Origin of the sequence: Pelagibacterium nitratireducens, assembly GCF_037044555.1 — a bacterium.
Lineage (GTDB): Bacteria > Pseudomonadota > Alphaproteobacteria > Rhizobiales > Devosiaceae > Pelagibacterium > Pelagibacterium nitratireducens.
The window spans coordinates 1,851,631-1,866,655 of the sequence record NZ_CP146275.1; the positions used below are offsets into that span (position 1 = coordinate 1,851,631).

Genomic DNA, 15,025 nt, shown 5'->3' on the forward strand with positions numbered 1-15,025 from the left:
CTGCACTGCCTTTTTGGAAAGGATGGCTCCTACTCCTCACCGCCAGCAGGCAAGGTTCCCTCGACCGACTTTTTCTTCGGAGTCTTGAAACCTAGCGCTTTCCGAATTACGGCGACTCTCTCGGCTCGCTCCTCGTTTTCGTCGGGATTTAGATTATTGACCAGGTCGATCATTGCGTCGTAGCTATCCTTCGACGCGCGCTTCAGTGCCCCTTTAAAGTCCGAGCTCCTCTCTTGGATGAAGTCTGTTCCGATCTGAGAACATGCGGATATGAGAGCCCTCAGGAAGTGATCGATAGCGGCTTCGGGCTGTTCTTCGAGGGGTAGGTCTTCGGCCAGTTTGGGAAAGTAGATCAAGAAGGCCTCGGTCCCTCCAGGCGTCAGATCAGTTCGCCTGATACTTTCCAGAACGCGTGATGCATCCCTCTTCCGAGTCGCCGTGTGTATGGTGCTCTGCAATGCCGCCCAGTCTTCGGGATTGAGGTTGAACTCCCGTTCTCCCGCCATGCTGTCGAGAGCAACTCGCCAGAACGCGTCACCAAATGTTTGGGGCGGCATCTTGATCGACGCGGCTCGCTGGCGAAGGACCAGCAGATCCACTGTTTCGTTTTCCTCACTCAACGCTCTGAGCCAGAACTCCTTGTCCAGGGATTTCAGCTTCGCATCAAGGCGCGCCGTCAGGGTATGAAGCGAACACGGCGAATCTAGTTTTCCGACATCGTCAAACAGCTTTTTCGAATAGGAGAGAAGCTGCTCATCATCGAAAACGTCATTGATGTCTGCTTCCGTTTGGAGTTCTGCGATCCGGCACAAGAATTGCCGCGAAATCTCAGGTCCCAGTTTGGTGCTAAGGATGGAGTAGTTGGTAAACAGCTCAGCGAGCCCACTGATTTCTAGTTCATTCGACGCAATGGCAGCTCGAAGGACGGAAAGAGGGAACTTACCGTCGGCTTTGTCTGTTCGCACCATCTCCAGCCAAAATCCAAGTCGGCGAGAACGCGAAAGGTGATGCGCAATCCTTTCAATGACATTTTTCGACGTTTCCCCCTCATCGAATAGCGACTTGTACCATTGAGTTTCAGTAGCCATGCCGCCGAACACCGGATGAGGCGATCCGACCGAGAGAGGCTTTATGCCATTTGCGCTCAACAGCAGCCACAGAGCATCTCCGACTACGTCTTCGTCGCCGCCTGATTTCGACTGCCCATGCGCGTAATGCAGCAATGTTCCGTCGGCGCTGATCTGCTGTATGGCCTTTTGTGTTCCGGGAGTGCCTGGAGACCGACGATTCAGAAGGCAAAGGCTTTCAAGCAATGATGCCGGATTCTCAACATCCACTGATGCCAGGTGTTGAGTTATGGCCTTGGCAATCGGCTCACGATTTGCCGCCTGTAAGCCGGAATTGAGCTCTTGGAGGCATTGGAGAACCGTCGTGTGATCTTCCTCAACATACTGCACCAGTTCCGCCACGACCAATGCAGCTGCTGGTTTACGGGCAAGGTCTGTATATCGATAATTGGTGCCGACAAGCTGCCGGCATACGGCGATGGCGAAGTCCTTTTCATGGTGCAGCTTGATGGAGCGCCAGAATTGCTGTCCAGCTTCCGCGCCTTCAGCAGACACCAAGACATCGAGTAGCCTCAACACGTGGACAGCCCAACGGTCGCCTGCCTCGAAGAGATCGTGTTCGCCATCGTCATCGTTCGCCTCGCCTTGGGCGGCGAACTTGTCCAGCACATTCAACGCCGCTTCAGCCGCTGCTAGTCTATTTTTCGGCTGTTGACGTGCAACAATACGAAGCAGTCCTTCATTGTTCTCCACCTCAACTGAGTCCAATTTCCCCAGATTAGGAATTGATTCTGCGAATGCCTGCCAGACTTCGTCTGCCGCCGGTCCCTTTAGCTCGAGCGCTTCAACGTTAAGGGCCGCTTTCGAGAAGGCGGTCGTGTCGCTTTGCGCAATCTGCTCGATTTCCGGTGCCGCGTGGATTTGAAAGATCCGATCGAATCCTTGGATGTTTTTGAGCGTCGCGAGGCCATCTGGACGGTTCTGACGGAGGCCGTTAGCGATTCTGTCGCCCAACAGGACCTCTTCTGCGTGCTCAAGATCGACATTGAAGGCAAGAGCGGCAAGGTGTTGCAGCCAGTCAGGCTCATCGGCGATGGATCGAAACTCCTTTTTGATCAGGTCTTCACTGAGCAGCGCTTCTGGTGAGGTCTCGATCTCGCCCCTGAAGAGCACGTACAGCGCGATGGATGGAGCCGGTATTCTTCCGCGCCATTGCGCCCAATAGGTGCCGAACTCGTTGACGAAGCCGATGATCATGCGCGGCGTCGCGTGAATAAGCTCCTCGCGCATATACAACTGCAGCAGGCGGAAAATTTTGTTTCTCGCGCGGTCTGTCAGCAGATCATCTGATTGATGTTTGCCATCCTCGCTTTGGCCATCGATCGCTTGCCTCAAAACTTGGTCGAGGTATCCGCCCCAGTGTGATCCTACCGGCGGCGAAACTTTCAAAATTCGACTGAATGTCTTGTTAAAGATATCCCCATGGGCGAAGCGCGCTGGTGCGCCTTTATCTTCATCTTCCTGACCACCGTTCAGGGCTACGGCTCTCGCCAGCTGAGTCTTTTCGTTGAATGCATTGGCGACGTATGTGCGATCATAGGGCACAACCGCAATGACGCGTGTCGACTCGCCGTCGGATTTGGGGTCACTGATCGCGAAGACGGACCGAACTTCCGACCAAATCAAAGGGACCGACTTCATTGGTAGCCGGTCGATGTTGTCCATGACAACGATCACCCTCTGCCCCTTCGCTTGAACCTTCAAAAGAATTTGTCGGAAAACCCGATAGAATTCGACGGTCGTTGGATCTTCGTCCCGTATCTCCTGTTTGACCGAATCATGCTTGGACTCCCGCGAAAAGATGCTCCACGAGTCAGATACGATCTTCTGCCACGGTGGAGTGTCGCCAACGGCTTCCTTCCATGAGGTCGGCGACACATCTGCTTTCCGCTCGGAAACGGTACGATCGCTGGCGTTTTTTGAGGCGGGGAAAGGCGAGCGGACCGTCTTGAGCGCTGGCGCGACAAAGACTTTCCATGCTGGCCGCAAAAGCTTGCACCAGCACAGCCGGACGAAAGCGATCCCGAACGGTGTGGCTGCCGCGCACGTCAGCACAATCAAAATCAAAGTCGGAAACGACTGACCAAACGCAAACGGTTCTTCGTGGTTTTGAAAAGCGAGAGGGCTGGCCCAGAAATACGCAAGAGGCAGAAAAGGTAGAAACACAACCAGGAGAAGACCGAGCAACGAGTACGTTTTGTCGTTGGTGGTGTCTACCTCTCTAATTTTGTTCCGTATGACCTTCTGTTGATTCTTCACAAACTGCGCTGTCGCCAACCCTTCAGTCTTCGTCCAGGTAAGCAAGCACTCTAAGAATGCGCGTTTGAAATCGTCAGTCTGATGCGCCCAGAGGTCAAACGTAAAGATATGATATTTGGGTTTTTTGCCCTTGGGCGTCAGCAAATTTCTGGCCATTTCAATAACTGACGACTTTCCTGCCCCCCAGTCGCCTTCAAGCCCGATTGCACCGTCTGTTTCAGAGTCCAACTGGGCGATGCTCTCAGCCAAAGCTTTGGCCGTACGGGTATGGCCCTGGCCGTCAAAGGCATCGTCCGTCGCGGGACTATCGAAAATAATCTTTACAGTGTGTGCTTCGCTCATACGTGCCCCCAAACGGCCGGTTCGCGGTTGCTATTTTGTTCCTTTAAGTAATCCGCGGCGCAATTTTGCGCCGCGGCTAGTGCTGTTGTGGTCTTAGTCGGGCCCATTCAGGCCCACGCCCGTTCTGTTGGGAATGGCAGCGGTGACCGGACCAAATGGCAATTTTTCCCTCAAAATGGCAACGAGTGAGCGGACTCCTACAGCAACTACTGATTTCCGGGATCAACTACACCCAGTCGTGCTTCCACACGTGTCGCACTTCAAGCACGTCCCATTCCGCACCAGCGTGAAGTTCTGGCACTCGGAACACGCTTCCCCCACATAGCCCTTCATCTGGGCCTCCAGCCGCAGGGTTGTGGTGTCCTTGGCCTGGGCTTCGACCAGTTTGGTGGCGGCGGCTTCGGCCTCTGCTTCCGGGTCGGTCTTGAGCGCCGTGCCCTGTTTCAAAGCCGTGACGGTCTGGGACTGCATGGCCTGGACGGGGTTGGCGAGTTTGAGGTCGGAGGAGGCGACGAGCATCAGGGTTTTGTCCTTGACGCGGCCGCGGGTCATGCCGCGGGAGACGAAATTGTCGGCCGGGACCGGGGCGGGGGCCGAGCGGTCTTTGACCTGATTGTCTTCCGAGACACCCTGGCCGATCGAGGTGGCGCCGGCGTCGGGGGTGACGTGGGCCAGATCGGTGCGGTCGAGGTAGGAAATGGCCAGCTCGCGGAACACGTAATCGAGGATCGATGTGGCGTTCTTGATGTGGTCATTGCCCATGACGAGACCGGCGGGCTCGAAGCGGGTGAAGGTGAAGGCCTCGACGAATTCATCGAGCGGCACGCCATATTGCAGGCCGATCGAAATCGCGATGGCGAAATTGTTCATCATGGCGCGGAAGGCAGCGCCTTCCTTGTGCATGTCGATGAAGATTTCGCCCAGACGTCCGTCACCATATTCGCCGGTGTGGACATAGACCTTGTGGCCGCCAACAATCGCCTTCTGGGTGTAACCCTTGCGGCGGTCGGGCATGCGCTCACGCTCACGATAACGCTCGCGTTCGACGATGCGCTCGACGATCTTTTCCGCCACGGCCGGGATACGCTCGGAAAGCGCGGCGGCGGCGATTTCGGCCACATCGTCCTCGTCTTCGTCCTCATCGGCTAGCAGCGAGGAGTTGAGCGGCTGGGAAAGCTTGGAGCCATCGCGATAGAGCGCGTTGGCCTTGAGGGCCAGCTTCCAGGACAGCATGTAGGCCTGCTTGGAATCCTCGACGGTCGCATCATTGGCCATGTTGATGGTCTTGGAGATCGCGCCCGAAATGAAGGGCTGAGCCGCGGCCATCATGCGGATGTGGGATTCGACCGAGAGATACCGCTTGCCGATCTTGCCGCAGGGGGTGGCGCAATCGAAAACGGGCAGGTGCTCGTCCTTGAGGAACGGCGCGCCTTCAAGGGTCATGGCACCGCACACATGGATGTTGGCGGCCTCGATGTCCTTTTTGGCAAAGCCAAGGAAGGGCAGGAGCTCGAAGGTTGGATCGGTCAATTGCGCGTCGGTGACGCCCAAAGATTTCAGGAAATCAGCGCCCAGCGACCATTGGTTGAAGACGAACTTTATGTCGAAGGCCGACTTCATGGCCGCGTTGAGCGCGGCGATCTTGTCCTCGGGGAAGCCCTTGGCGGCCAGGGTGACCGGGTTGATGCCCGGGGCCTGGTTCATGTTGCCATGGCCCACGGCATAGGCTTCGATCTCGGCGATCTGATCTTCCGAATAGCCCAGCGAGCGCAGGGCGGCGGGGACGGCGCGGTTGATGATCTTGAAATAACCGCCACCGGCGAGCTTCTTGAACTTGACCAGCGCGAAATCGGGTTCGATGCCGGTTGTGTCGCAATCCATGACCAGACCGATGGTGCCGGTCGGGGCGATGACGGAAACCTGGGCGTTGCGATAGCCGTGCTTTTCACCCAGTTCGAGCGCCAGATCCCAGGCGGCGGTCGCGCGGTCGATCAGGTTGCGATCGGGGCACGAGGCGTGGTCGAGCGGGACGGGCGTGATCGAAAGGTTCTCGTAGCCATCGGCCTTGCCATGAGCGGCATTGCGGTGATTGCGGATGACGCGCAGCATGTGCTTGGCGTTGCGCTTGTAGTCCTTGAACGCACCGAGCTCGGAGGCGATTTCGGCGGACGTCGCGTAGGACACGCCGGTCATGATGGCGGTCAAAGCACCGGCGATGGCGCGGCCTTCGTCGCTGTCATAGGGAATGCCCGAGGTCATCAGCAGGCCGCCGATGTTGGCGTAGCCCAGACCGAGGGTGCGGTAGAGATAGGAGCGCTCTGCAATGGCCTTGGAGGGGAACTGGGCCATCATCACCGAGACTTCGAGGACGAGGGTCCACAGGCGCACGGTGTGCTCGTAATCGCCGGTTGCGAACACGCCATCCTTGCCGCGATAGGGCAGCAGGTTAATCGAGGCGAGGTTACAGGCGGTATCGTCGAGGAACATATATTCCGAGCACGGGTTCGATGCGTTGATCGGACCGGCTTCGGGGGAGGTGTGCCACTCGTTGATGGTGGTGTGGTACTGGATGCCGGGATCGGCGGACGCCCAGGCGGCATAGCCGACCTGTTCCCACAGATCGCGGGCCTTCAAAGTCTTTGTGACCTTGCCGGACTGACGCGCGGTGAGGTTCCAGTCGCCATCGTCTTCGACGGCGCGCAGGAAATCATCGGTGACGCGGACCGAGTTGTTCGAGTTCTGGCCCGAAACGGTCAGATAGGCTTCGGAATCCCAATCGGTGTCGTAGATGGGAAATTCGATGTCGGTGTAGCCCTGCTTGGCGAACTGGATGACGCGGAAGATGTAGTTTTCCGGGACCAGAGCCTTCTTGGCGGCCTTGACCTCGCGCTTGAGAGCCGGGTTCTTGTTGGGATCGAAGCAATCATCGGCGTGGCCGTCGCAGTTCACAGCGGCCTTCATGATGAGCTTGAGGTGTTTGGAGACAGTCTTGGAGCCGGTGACCAGAGCGGCGACCTTCTGCTCTTCCTTGACCTTCCAGTTGATGTATTCCTCGATATCGGGGTGATCGATGTCGATCACCACCATCTTGGCGGCGCGGCGCGTGGTGCCGCCCGACTTGATGGCGCCGGCAGCGCGGTCGCCGATCTTGAGAAAGCTCATCAGGCCCGACGACTTGCCGCCGCCCGAGAGCTTTTCGCCCGAGCCGCGCAGGGCCGAGAAATTGGTGCCGGTGCCCGAGCCGTATTTGAACAGACGCGCTTCGCGGACCCAGAGGTCCATGATGCCGTTCTCGTTGACCAGATCGTCATCGACCGACTGGATGAAGCAGGCGTGGGGCTGGGGATGCTCGTAGGCCGATTTGGACTGGACGAGCTTGCCGGTGAAGGGGTCGACATAGAAATGGCCCTGGCCGGGGCCGTCGATGCCATAGGCCCAGTGCAGGCCGGTGTTGAACCATTGCGGGGAATTGGGGGCAACGCGCTGGGTGGCGAGCATGTAGCACAGCTCGTCATAGAAGGTGCGGGCGTCGTCTTCGGAGGTGAAATAGCCACCCTTCCAGCCCCAATAAGTCCAGGTGCCGGCGAGGCGGTCAAAGACCTGACGCGAATCCATTTCCGAGCCGTAGCGCTCGTCTTCGGGCAGCTTGGCGAGCGCCTTTTCGTCGGGGACCGAACGCCACAGCCAGGAGGGGACGTCGTTTTCCTCGACCTTCTTGAGGACCTTGGCCACACCGGCCTTGCGGAAATATTTCTGCGCGATGATGTCGGCGGCGACCTGGCTCCAGAGCGCGGGGACGGCGATGTCCTCGAGCTTGAAGACCACAGACCCGTCCGGGTTGCGGATTTCGCTCGTGGCCGAGCGGAATTCGATGCCGGCATAGGCCGATTGCCCAGCCGTAGTGAAGCGCCGTTCTATCTGCATTCGTCTTGTATCCCCAAACTAGGTGCCGCTCTGCTGGCTGATCGCCCCTGCAAGCGTCTTGTCGTTGCCGACAATGTCGATTTGATCGGGTCATGAATCGGCCCGTTGATGTGACTGTTTTCGATTCTTTGGCAAACCGTCAATCACACGAAATCGACTATCCCTTGTGCCTATGGAATGTGCATTCGCTAAATATAGTGGTTTTTAGTGTGGATAGCGAGGAAAACGTGCAAAAAGCTGCACTGGTTTCATTGGGGTGTCACAAAGCAAGCGTGAGCATAGGTTAATGAAGCGTTGTCTCGGAAAGCGCGGTTAAGTGATGGAAAAACCTCACTCTCTGGCCGCGCCGGGGGGTCGCTTTAGACTCATAAACGCCTGTCAAGCGGCTTTTTTGGACCTCGATCGCGGTTTTTTGTTGGCTGGGGACATGCACACCATGTTGTGTGAACAACGGGACCGAAATCGACTGTAGCACTCTCTAGGCTGGCCCGGTCATGTGTGCTAAGCCCAAGCCAACTCATCGTGACGCGTGAAGGTACCGGACGTGGCAAACAGCGGCTTTAAACAGTTCGTCTTCGAAATTTTCGGCTGGTGGAACAAGCAGACCCTCTCCACCCGCATTTTCACCGCCCTGCGCGGGGTGAAGGTGGGCGAGGACGCGTTCGGGAACGTCTATTACGAAGGCAAGAAGGATGGCCGGCGCTGGGTCGTCTATAATGGCTATGCGGAAGCGTCGGCGATTCCGGCGGGCTGGCATGGCTGGATGCACCGGCGCACCGATGTGCCGCCGTCCAAATCGGACTACAAGCCGCACGAATGGGAAAAGGCCCATATCCCCAACATGACCGGCACGGCGCTGGCCTATCGCCCGGACGGGTCGATCCTGACACCGCAATCGCGTCCGCGGGTGACGGGCGACTACGACGCCTGGTCGCCGGAATAGGGCGGTTCTGGCTGCGTGAACCCTCGGGGATTTAGAAAAGCCGCAAGCCGCCTGGCGCTTGCCATGGTCATTGCCATGGGGGCGGGGAGCGCCCATGCGCAGGCCATCTCCAATCCTGTGGCGGTGTTTACCGGGCTCGACAAGATCACCGGGCGGATCACGATTTTCGATGTCTATATCGACGAGACGGTGCAGTTCGGATCGCTGCAGCTGACGCCGCGAGTCTGTTATTCCCGGCCGACAACCGAAGCCCAGAGCGTTACCGCCTTCGTGCAGGTGGACGAGGTTTCGTTGCAGGCGACAATGGAGCGGGTGTTTTCGGGCTGGATGTTTGCCGACTCGCCGGCGCTCAATGCGATCGACAACGCCGTTTACGATGTCTGGCTGATCGATTGCCGCCAGACATCGGACGTGCCGCCACCCGACCAGCGCTAGGTTGCATGGACAGTTCGGTGATGGTGAGCCGAAAATGGCAGTTTTCTGCGCTTCCGGTGCTCACGTACCCAAATGTACGCTCCGCTCCGGTTCTCGAAAACTGCCATTTTCGGCTCACCCTGACCGAACTCTCCACACAACCTACCCCGTCTTTTCCCACGCGTAGAAGTCGCCGTCGATATTGAGGGCGCCCGAGAGGCGGATTTCGTAGATGGCGCGGGGGATCTCGATGCCGCCCAGAGACGCCAGATGGTCGGTGATGAACTGGGTATCGAGAAGCGCATAGCCGCCCGCATTGAGCCGGTCGACGAGGTGGGCGAGGGCGATCTTGGACGCATCGGTGCGCCGGTGGAACATGGATTCGCCAAAGAACGCGCCGCCGATGGCCAGGCCATAAAGGCCGCCAACCAGGGCTTCGCCATCATAGACCTCGACGGTGTGGCAATAGCCCATGGCAAACAACTCGCCATAGAGTGAGCGAATGGTGGGGTTGATCCAGGTTGATTGCCGGTCACTGCCTGCCGTGGCGCAGCCTTCGATGACACCGGAAAAGTCGCGATCAACGACTACGGAAAAGCCGCTTTTTCGCATGGACTTGCGCAGGCTTTTTGACGCCCTGAATCCATCGAGCGGCAACACGCCGCGCATCTGGGGGCTGACCCAGAAAATGTCCGGATCGTCGGCGCTTTCCGACATCGGGAATATGCCGGCGCGATAGGCGCGCAGGATCAACTCGGGCGTGAGTTCGATATCGAAGGGGTCGTTCCGGGTCATCGCAAAACTGAAAAAGCGGTCGTGTGCAGGGCGTACCACGATCTGCACACGGTTTGTTTCGGTCGCGCTTTCGAACCGCAAACGTGCGGGCCTCTTTTTGCTGAAAGCACTCCGGCGGCCCGCCTTTCGTTATTCCTTGTTGGCTTCGAGAAACTTCTCGAGCCAGTGGATGTCGTAATTTCCCGCCTGAATGTCGGGCTCCTTGATGAGCCGGCGGAACAGGGGCAGGGTCGTCTTGACGCCGTCGACGATAAATTCGTCCAGCGCCCGATTGAGGCGCTGCAGGCATTCGGGGCGCGTCCGGCCGTGGACGATCAGCTTGCCGATCAGGCTGTCGTAATAGGGCGGGATGTTGTAGCCCTGATAAACGGCGGCATCGACGCGCACCCCCACGCCACCTGCGGGGTGATAATAGGTGATGCGACCCGGCGACGGTGCAAAGGTCTGGGGGTCTTCGGCGTTGATGCGCACTTCGATGGCATGGCCATGGAACGCCACGTCTTCCTGCTTGAGCGAAAGCGGCTCGCCGGCGGCAACGCGGATCTGCTCATAGACGATGTCGAAATTGGTGATGCGCTCGGTGACCGGGTGCTCGACCTGCAGGCGGGTGTTCATTTCGATGAAATAGAACTCGCCGTTTTCGTAGAGGAACTCGATGGTGCCGGCGCCTGAATATTTGAGCTTGCGCATGGCGGCGGCGCAAATTTCACCGATTTCGGTCTGCTCTGCCATAGGAACGGTCGGCGCCGAAGCCTCTTCCCACACTTTCTGGTGGCGGCGTTGGAGCGAGCAATCGCGGGTGCCAAGATGGACGGCATTGCCCCGGCCGTCGCCGATGACCTGAACCTCGATGTGACGGGGCTTTTCGAGGTATTTTTCCAGGTAGACGGAATCGTCGCCGAAATTGGCCTTGGCCTCGCGGCGTGCCGTCGAGAAGGCGATGGCGAGGTCGGCCTGGGTCTTGGCGACCTTCATGCCCTTGCCGCCGCCGCCCGATGCGGCCTTGATGAGAACCGGATAGCCGATTTCGGCGGCAGACTTCTGCGCTTCGGCCTCGGTGGTCACGGCGCCAGCCGAACCGGGAACGCAAGGGATGCCCAGTTCAAGCGCGGTTTTTTTGGCTTCGATCTTGTCGCCCATGATCTCGATATGGTGGGCGGACGGGCCGATAAAGGCGATCTTGTGCTCTTCGAGGATGCGGGCGAAACGAGCATTTTCCGACAGGAAGCCATAGCCGGGATGGACGGCTTCGGCGCCGGTGATTTCGCAGGCGGCCAGGATGGAGGGGATGTTGAGATAGCTGTCGCGGGCGGAGTTGGGACCAACGCACACGCTTTCGTCGGCAAGGCGCACATGCATGGCATTGGCGTCGGCCTGGGAATGGATGGCAACCGTCTGGATGCCGAGTTCCTTGCAGGCGCGCAGGATGCGCAGGGCGATTTCGCCGCGGTTGGCTATGAGGACCTTGGAAAACATGGGCCTGCCTTACTCGATGACGACGAGGGGTTCACCGTATTCGACCGGCGAGGCGTCATCGACCAGAATGCGGGTGATGGTGCCCGATTTGTGCGCCGGAATCTGGTTCATGGTCTTCATGGCTTCGATGATGAGGACCGTCTGGCCCTCGGAGACCTTGGTGCCCACTTCGACGAAGGCCCTGGCGCCCGGTTCTGGCGCCAGATAGGCGGTGCCGACCATGGGCGATGTCAGGGTGTTGGGGCTGGCAGCGAGGTCTTCGGGCGATGCGGCGGCGGGCGTTGCAGCAGCCGAGGCTGCAGGTGCGGCCGGCGCTGCCGGGGCGGCTGGAGCCTGCTGGGCGTAGCCTGGGGCCGCGACCTGAACGACTTCCTTGGCAAAGGTGCGCGTTACGCGGATGCGGAAGTCATCCTGCTCAAGTTCGATTTCCGCCAGATTGGCATCATTGACCAGTTCGGCGATGGTGCGGATGAGGTCCTGATCGACCTGCGAGATCTTTGCCATTGTTATCGTGTCTCCACCGACCCGTTTGGGGTCTTTTTCAATTCAGGATTTCGGCGACGGCCTCGAGGGCCAGCGTATAGCCTCTTGGGCCCAGACCGCAAATTACGCCCTTTGCCACTGCAGATACGTAGGAATGATGGCGAAAGGGTTCACGCTGATGAATGTTTGACAGGTGAACCTCGAGGATAGGCTGGTCCAGCGTGCGCAGGGCATCGTGGATGGCCACCGAGGTGTGGGAATAGGCGGCGGGATTGATGACGATCGCATCGGCCGTCTTGCGGGCCGACTGTATCCAGTCCACCAGTTCGCCTTCATGGTTGGACTGGCGGAAATCGCAGGCCATGCCGAGCTTTTCGCAGGTTTCCCGGCACAGCGCCTCGATATCGGCCAGCGTATCGCCGCCATAGATCGATTTTTCCCGCGTGCCCAAGAGATTGAGGTTCGGTCCGTTGAGGATCAGTACGCGTTTTGCCATATGCCTTATCGTGTCGCGTCCGAAGCGCCAAAATGATGGCAAACGCGCCTTTTTAGAGCTTTTTGGGCCAGCATGGCTGGCAATTCAAGCTGGCGTTATACGAAATGCACCGAAAAGGCAAAGGGAACGTCCTTAAGCGGGCTCTGCCTGGATGCGGGCCAGCAGGGCTTCGGCCTCAGGCGGCATTTCCCGGGCGATGCGGCGGTAGATGCGGCCATCGGGGGTGCGGCGCAACAGATCGAGGTCGCAGAGTTCGCGGCGGAGCAGGACGTAGTCCTCGTAATCGTGCCAGGTGCGCAGCATGGCATTGATTTCAAGCTCGGAAAGCTGGCCATCGTCGGGCATTTGCGACCAGATGACCCAGAGCGCAAGTTCCTGATCCGCGCGGCGGGAGGGCCAGCGCAGGAGGCGACCGGTTGCATCGAAACAGCGCGCGGTGCGGGTGATGCGTTTTTCACTAGCGGGGTCGGGCTGATGCTCGGCCGGCATTGTCAGCCGTCCTGAGCGCTGTCGGTGCAAACGGTCGAGCCACACTCCCGCATGGCTTCGATGCGGCGGACCAGATCGGCTTTGGGCAGGGCGCCGGGGATCACTTCGTTGCCGATGATGAAGGTGGGCGTGCCTGAAATGCCGAGGGCCTGGGCGATGGTATAGGTGCGCTGGAGGGCGTCGGAGATATCGGGGGCGGTCATTTCGAGCTCCAGCGACACGCGGCTCAGCCCCAGCGATTCGGCAGCGGCAAGGGCGGCCTGGGTGTCGACCTGACCGCGCGCGGAAAACAGCGCTGTGTGGAAATCCTGATAATCGACATCGGCGCGGCCAACCAGAATGGCGATGCGGGCGGCATCGACCGAGCTTTGCGAGAGGATGGGGAATTCCTTGAGGATGACGCGCAGATTGGGGTCTTCCTCGACCAGAGCCATCACATCGGCGACGACCTGGCGGCAATAGCCGCAATTGTAATCGAACATTTCGACAAGGGTGACATCGCCATCGGGATTGCCGAGCACGATGTTGGCGGGGTCGTTGTAGATTTCGTCTTCCAGGGCCGCAAGCGCGATGCGGGCGCGCTCACTCTCTTCGGCGCGAACCTGGGTTTCCAATTCGATCGACATGCGCTCGAGCAGGCGTGGATTGGCGAGGAGGTAGTCCTCGATGACCGGGCCGATGGTGGCGGTGTCGATCGTCTCGGCGGGTGGTGTCGCCGGCGATTGAACTGGCTGGTCCGCCGCGGCCTGGGCGAGAAGGGATTCGACCTCGGTCTGGCTCAAGCCGGGCTCGGGACGGGTTGCGATGGAGTAAGCGAGACCCGCGCCGAGCAGAGCCACGGCAGCAGCAAGGCCGAGATTGATCGCTTTTTGCATCAGAAACTCCCTATCGCGTCATGGCGGGTTTACCGTAAGCAGGGTTCGGGGGCTAGACGCAATGAACCGCGGAAGCGAACAAATGCTTGTGTTGGATCGAAATGCTAATAATTGATCGAAAGTTAGCATTATTTGCTAATTTAACGCGTTATATGATAATGATATACTGATATAGTATGGATTGACGCAAGCGTGGCGGTTCGGGTGCGGGCTGCCGAAAAGAACAAGCGGACATTGAAATGATGAATGCCAATTCGATTCGCCCATTTTACGCCCTTGAACTGATGGCGCGCGGGCAGGCGCTGGAAGCGCAGGGGCGGACAGTGTGCCACCTCGAAATCGGGGAGCCGGGCGGCAAACCGGCCGATCGCGTGCTTGATGCGGTTCGCGACTGTCTGGACCGCCCCATGGGCTACACGGCGGCCAAGGGCATGCCGGCGCTGCGCGAGAGGCTGAGCCGGTATTATGCCGAGCAGCATGGTGTCGAGGTTTCGCCCGAGCGGGTTGTGGTGACCACAGGTTCATCGAGCGGGTTCATCCTGACCTTTCTGGCAGGATTTGCGCCGGGACAGCGCATAGCGGTGACGCGGCCGGGCTATCCGGCCTATCTCAATATCATCGCCTCTCTCAATCTGGGGAGCGTCGAGATCCCGGTTTCACCGGCCAATGGATGGCGGCTGACGGCGGCCGATATCGAAGCTGCCTATGAAAAATCGCCGTTCGAGGGGCTGCTTGTGGCGAGCCCGGCCAACCCGACCGGGGCAGTGCTGGAGCGAGACGAGCTGGCGGCCATCATCGCGTGTTGCGACCGGCTCGGTGTGCGGTTCATTTCCGACGAGATTTACCATGGGCTCAATTATGTGGGCGGGGACGCCAGCGCGCTCGAATTTTCCCATGACCATGTGATCGTCAACAGCTTTTCCAAATATTACTGCATGACGGGCTGGCGGATCGGCTGGCTGGTGCTGCCCGAAGACATGGTGCGCCGGGCCGAGATGATGGCGCAGAGCCTGTTCATTTCGGCCTCGAGCGTGTCCCAATGTGCGGCACTGGCGGCGATGGAAGCGCGGGACGATTATGATGCCCGGCGCGACCAGTACGCCGGGAGCAGGCTGGTTCTGTCAGAGGGGCTCAAGGCGATGGGGTTCGGGCTGGCCGAGCCGTCGGACGGGGCATTTTACGCCTATGTGGATGCGTCGGCCTTTACCAATGACACGATGGATTTTTGCCTGCGCATGCTCGATCAGGCTGGCGTCGCCGCGACGCCGGGGCAGGATTTCGACAGGACGGACGGGCACAAATATGTGCGGTTTTCCTATGCCGGAACGCCCGAAAGCATCGCGATGGCGCTCGAGCGAATGGGCAAATTTCTCCAGCCATAACGGGATATAAAAAAGGGCGG

At 59.0% G+C, this 15,025-nt stretch carries 11 protein-coding genes; 3 read left to right on the forward strand and 8 right to left on the reverse strand.

Annotation, left to right across the window (positions count from 1 at the left end):
- Nucleotides 1–29: 29 nt before the first annotated feature.
- Complete coding sequence (locus V6617_RS09180; protein ID WP_338606691.1) at nucleotides 30–3,728, reverse strand: P-loop NTPase fold protein; 3,699 nt, start codon at nucleotides 3,726–3,728, stop codon at nucleotides 30–32.
- 222 nt (nucleotides 3,729–3,950) lie between these two features.
- A complete protein-coding gene (locus V6617_RS09185; RefSeq protein WP_338606692.1) occupies nucleotides 3,951–7,652 on the reverse strand; it encodes a vitamin B12-dependent ribonucleotide reductase in 3,702 nt (1,233 codons plus the stop codon).
- Between the two features lie 544 nt (nucleotides 7,653–8,196).
- Here V6617_RS09185 and V6617_RS09190 point away from each other — a divergent pair.
- Together V6617_RS09190 and V6617_RS09195 are read left to right on the forward strand one after the other, a co-directional pair.
- Nucleotides 8,197–8,595, forward strand: coding sequence for an NADH:ubiquinone oxidoreductase subunit NDUFA12 (locus V6617_RS09190; RefSeq protein ID WP_338606693.1), 399 nt, complete (start codon nucleotides 8,197–8,199; stop codon nucleotides 8,593–8,595).
- Nucleotides 8,596–8,658: 63 nt separating this feature from the next.
- Nucleotides 8,659–9,030, forward strand: a complete 372-nt coding sequence (locus tag V6617_RS09195; RefSeq protein ID WP_338606694.1) for a DUF2155 domain-containing protein — start codon at nucleotides 8,659–8,661, stop codon at nucleotides 9,028–9,030.
- Nucleotides 9,031–9,171: 141 nt separating this feature from the next.
- Here the strand turns inward: V6617_RS09195 and aat are convergent, their stop codons facing one another.
- The 6 genes from aat to V6617_RS09225 all read right to left on the reverse strand — a co-directional run bounded on the left by aat (nucleotide 9,172) and on the right by V6617_RS09225 (nucleotide 13,623).
- Nucleotides 9,172–9,804 carry a leucyl/phenylalanyl-tRNA--protein transferase gene (gene aat / locus V6617_RS09200; protein ID WP_338606695.1) on the reverse strand — a complete coding sequence of 211 codons (633 nt, stop codon included), beginning with the start codon at nucleotides 9,802–9,804 and terminating at the stop codon, nucleotides 9,172–9,174.
- A gap of 129 nt (nucleotides 9,805–9,933) precedes the next feature.
- A complete protein-coding gene (gene accC, locus V6617_RS09205; protein WP_338606696.1) occupies nucleotides 9,934–11,280 on the reverse strand; it encodes an acetyl-CoA carboxylase biotin carboxylase subunit in 1,347 nt (448 codons plus the stop codon).
- 9 nt (nucleotides 11,281–11,289) lie between these two features.
- On the reverse strand, nucleotides 11,290–11,784 hold the full coding sequence (gene accB / locus V6617_RS09210; protein WP_338606697.1) for an acetyl-CoA carboxylase biotin carboxyl carrier protein: 495 nt from the start codon (nucleotides 11,782–11,784) through the stop codon (nucleotides 11,290–11,292).
- Between the two features lie 37 nt (nucleotides 11,785–11,821).
- Nucleotides 11,822–12,259 (reverse strand): type II 3-dehydroquinate dehydratase, encoded by a 438-nt coding sequence (gene aroQ / locus V6617_RS09215; protein WP_338606698.1) that lies wholly within the window; start codon nucleotides 12,257–12,259, stop codon nucleotides 11,822–11,824.
- Between the two features lie 132 nt (nucleotides 12,260–12,391).
- On the reverse strand, nucleotides 12,392–12,748 hold the full coding sequence (locus V6617_RS09220; RefSeq protein ID WP_338606699.1) for a DUF2087 domain-containing protein: 357 nt from the start codon (nucleotides 12,746–12,748) through the stop codon (nucleotides 12,392–12,394).
- A 2-nt stretch (nucleotides 12,749–12,750) separates the two neighbouring features.
- Nucleotides 12,751–13,623, reverse strand: coding sequence for a DsbA family protein (locus V6617_RS09225; RefSeq protein ID WP_338606700.1), 873 nt, complete (start codon nucleotides 13,621–13,623; stop codon nucleotides 12,751–12,753).
- A gap of 239 nt (nucleotides 13,624–13,862) precedes the next feature.
- On the opposite strand from V6617_RS09225, the gene V6617_RS09230 reads away from it, so the two are divergent.
- Entirely contained in the window at nucleotides 13,863–15,005 is a 1,143-nt protein-coding gene (locus V6617_RS09230) for a pyridoxal phosphate-dependent aminotransferase (protein ID WP_338606701.1), read from the forward strand.
- Nucleotides 15,006–15,025: the final 20 nt, after the last annotated feature.